This is a genomic window from Aeromicrobium sp. (assembly GCF_049586495.1).
GTDB lineage: Bacteria > Actinomycetota > Actinomycetes > Propionibacteriales > Nocardioidaceae > Aeromicrobium.
This window is the reverse complement of record NZ_JBAVCB010000206.1, coordinates 1-3,539: the sequence shown is the minus strand read 5'-3', so window position 1 is coordinate 3,539 and position 3,539 is coordinate 1. Positions and strand designations below refer to the sequence as shown.

The following is a 3,539-nucleotide window of genomic DNA, read 5'->3' as shown; positions in this document are numbered from 1 at the left end:
ATCTGGCGTTGACCGCCGGATCCATCGGCGCAGGTGACGCGATCGCCATCGGCATGGCCGATCACTTCGTGCCGACGGACCGGATCGCCGACCTGGTGTCCGCACTGGAGACCACCGACGTCGCCACAGCCCTGGCGCAGACCGCCACCACGCCGCCGAGGGCCCCGTTGCTCGCTGACCGCGAGTGGATCGACCACGCCTATGCCGGTGACGACCTCCTCACCATCATCCAGCGGCTGGAGGTGTCCCGGCCCGAGGTCGCCACGAGGGTCCGGCGGCACTGCCCCATGTCGTGCGCTGTCGCCCTGCGGTCGCTGCGCCAAGCAGCCACCTTCGACGGCCTGCGCCAGACGCTCGACCAAGACCTGCGGCTCGCCATCAGACTGCAGCAACGAGCCGACTTCGTCGAGGGCGTGCGCGCGCAGGTGATCGACAAGGACCGTACACCGCGGTGGGATCCGCCCACCGTCGAAGATCTCGACCTCGCAGCCATCGATGCCTGCTTCGCCCCTCTCGGCGATCGTGAGCTCGGCCTGCACCACCACGACACACGGGAGTCAGCATGACCACGATCGCCTTCATCGGACTGGGCAACATGGGCGCGCCGATGGCCGCCAACCTCATCGCGGCCGGGCACACCGTGGCCGGCTTCGACCTGAACCCCGGGCCCGCCGAGGCGGCGGGTGTGCCCGTCGTCGCCTCTGCTGTTGCTGCCGTCGAGGACGCCGACGTCGTCATCACGATGCTCCCCAGCGGGGCCCTGGTGCACGCCGTCTACGACGAGGTGCTCGAGCACCTCGCACCCGGCACGCTGATGATCGACTCGTCCACCATTGCCGTCGACGACGCTCGCTCGGCGGCAGATCGCGCCACGCATGCGGGCCTCCGCGCGGCAGACGCCCCGGTTTCCGGCGGCGTCGTGGGCGCCGAAGCCGGCACGCTCGCCTTCATGGTCGGAGCCGACGCCCAGGATCTTCCCGAGATCACTGCGGTGCTCGATCCCATGGCCGGCAAGGTCGTGCACTGCGGCGACTCCGGCGCTGGTCAGGCCGCCAAGGTCTGCAACAACCTGATGCTCGCCATCTCCATGGTCGGCGTCAGCGAGGCGTTCGTGCTGGGCGAGAAGCTCGGCCTGACCGACCAGACGATCTTCGACGTCACCTCGGCTGCCACCGGCCAGTGCTGGGCGCTGACCACCAACTGTCCCGTCCCCGGGCCAGTGCCCACCAGCCCGGCGAATCGGGACTTCAAGCCCGGCTTCGCCTCGCCGCTGATGGCCAAGGATCTGGGTCTGGCCATGCAGGCCGCCGAGCTGACCGGCACCGACACCCAGGTGGGTCGCCTGGTGCAGGAGATCTACCGCGAGTTCGCCGACGGCGACGGAGCCCAGCTCGACTTCTCCGGCATCATCAACCGAGTGCGCAAAGCCTCCGGCGACCAGTAGAGCTACAGCGGATCGGGCGGAGTGGCGGTGCGGAAGTCGCCCGCCCGTTCACGAAATCCCGCCAGAACTCGCGTGACCTGAGCGATCTCGTCGGAGTCGAACCCCGGGCTCTCAAACACATCACGGTTCAGATCGATCGTGGCCTGCTCGACCAACCTGGCGCCAGCATCGGTGAGGACCAGCACCACAGACCGGCCGTCCTCGGGGTGGGCTTCTCGGTGCACCAGACCATCGGTCGCGAGCCGGTCGACGATGTTGGTGACGCTGGCGGGGTGGACCTGCAACAACGTCCGTGCCCGGCTCATCGGCAGACGGCCGTGCTGCGCGAAGGCCAGCAGCCGCAGCATCTCAAAACGCGCGAATGACACCCCGTGCGGCTTCAACGCGGCGTCGATACGGGCCATCAGCAGCTGGTGCACCCGGGTGATCGAGGTGATCGCCGCCATTCCGTCGGCGGCGTCCTCCCAGCCATGCTCACGCCAGTTCTGCCGAGCTTCGGCGATCGGATCCCACGGGAGGTCGGTCACGCAGTCCAGCCTACTGTCCGACGGGGGTGACCCACCGGGCTCGACGCGACGCGCGCCGCAAGGTGGCCAGGATCGCCGGGCCCAGCACGATGATCGCGATGGAATTGGTGATCGCGCGGCCGGTGTCCCATCCGCCCGTGGACGTCAGCAGCGTGTAGATGCCGAAGCGGTGCAGATTGTCGAGCACTGCGTCGCCAGGCACGTACGACAGGGAGCCCTCGTGGCCCGGCAGCGCGATGCCGGCCACGAACGGCCACGAGGACATGTTCATCAGCGCGCCGAACAGGTAGGCACAGACGATCCCGTAGATCACCAGCATCGCGATCTCAGTCCGGCCGGACACGCGCCGCGGCAACAGGCCCGCGCCGAGCCCGATCCAGGCTGCAGCCATCATCTGAAACGGCAGCCACGGGCCGACACCGGACGTCAGCAGCGCCGACGCGAACAACGACGTGCAACCCAGCAGGTAGCCGAAGCCCGGCCCGAACACCCGTCCGCTCAGGATCAGCAGGAAGAACACGACCTCGATGCCGGCGGTGCCGGCCCCCAGCGCGCGGAGCGCCGCATTGATCGCAGTCAGCACACCCAGCATCGCCAGCGCCTTGGAGTCGATGCCGTCCTCGGACATCTCGGCGACCACCACCAGAACCACCAGCGGCAGGAGCGCCAGCAGGATGAACGGTGGGTCGATCCGGACCGTTCCCTCTGGCACGCGCACCAGCAACGGCCACACGAACATGGCCATTCCCAGCAACGAGGCGACGGCCAGAACGGCAATCGACCGGGGTCCGAGCGTCCTCACGATGATCGATCACCGGCCGACAGGGCGTGCGCGACCTGGTCGACGGTCAGCCACGGCGCCCCGAGCACCTTCGCGACCTGCGGTGCGAAGGCTGGCGACTCGGCGAGCACGTCGGTGACCGGACCCGATGAGACGATCTCACCCTCGGCGAGCACCGCGACCCGGTCGGCGACCTGCGCGACGAACTCCACGTCGTGCGTCGCGAGCACCACAGCGTGGCCCTCACCAGTCAGCGTGCGGACGATCACGGCGAGCTGGTGCTTGCCGGCGTAGTCCAGTCCGCGGGTCGGTTCGTCGAGTGCGATGACTCGCGGTCGTGAGGTCAGCACGATCGACAGCACGAGCGCGAGTCGCTGCCCTTCAGAGAGATCGCGCGGGTGCCGATCGTCCGGCACCCCAGGAGCCAGTCGGTCGAGCCACGAGCGGCAGGAACCGGTCGAGGACTCGGCCTGCTGGTCGGCGGCGGCGCACTCGGCCTGCACCGTCTCGAGGTAGAGCAGGTCGGAGGCGGTCTGGGGCACCAGGCCCACCAGCGCCCGGGCCTGGGCCGATCCCCCGGCCCCGGGGTCAACACCGGCCACGCGCACCGTGCCGGCCGTGCGCCGACCAGTTCCCTGCAGGGCCCACAGCAAGGACGACTTGCCCGATCCGTTGCGACCCATCAAGGCCAGCACCTCGCCCGCCCGCACCTGCACGGCGACCTCTCGCACGGCGACGGTCGAGCCGTAGCGGACCGTGACGCCAGACGCGTCGAGCAAGACGTCAC

The 3,539-nt window shown here is 69.2% G+C and carries 5 protein-coding genes; 2 read left to right on the top strand and 3 right to left on the bottom strand.

The features are described from left to right. Together WB508_RS11050 and mmsB are read left to right on the top strand one after the other, a co-directional pair. Positions 1-566, top strand: a 566-nt coding sequence (locus WB508_RS11050; protein WP_423844939.1) for an enoyl-CoA hydratase/isomerase family protein, incomplete at its 5' end; no start/stop codon positions are given. Continuing rightward, positions 563-1,444: a 3-hydroxyisobutyrate dehydrogenase gene (gene mmsB / locus WB508_RS11045; RefSeq protein WP_423844938.1), complete on the top strand. Its 882-nt coding sequence runs from the start codon at positions 563-565 to the stop codon at positions 1,442-1,444. The genes WB508_RS11050 and mmsB, both read left to right, overlap by 4 nt. Before the next feature lie 2 nt (positions 1,445-1,446). Here mmsB and WB508_RS11040 read toward each other — a convergent pair whose 3' ends face one another. The 3 genes from WB508_RS11040 to WB508_RS11030 all read right to left on the bottom strand — a co-directional run. Further along, complete coding sequence (locus tag WB508_RS11040) at positions 1,447-1,971, bottom strand: MarR family winged helix-turn-helix transcriptional regulator (RefSeq protein WP_423844937.1); 525 nt, start codon at positions 1,969-1,971, stop codon at positions 1,447-1,449. A 10-nt stretch (positions 1,972-1,981) separates the two neighbouring features. Next, positions 1,982-2,773 carry an ECF transporter S component gene (locus WB508_RS11035; protein ID WP_423844936.1) on the bottom strand — a complete coding sequence of 264 codons (792 nt, stop codon included), beginning with the start codon at positions 2,771-2,773 and terminating at the stop codon, positions 1,982-1,984. Continuing rightward, positions 2,770-3,539 (bottom strand): ATP-binding cassette domain-containing protein (locus WB508_RS11030; RefSeq protein ID WP_423844935.1); only part of this gene is annotated, 770 nt, incomplete at its 5' end. The genes WB508_RS11035 and WB508_RS11030, both read right to left, overlap by 4 nt.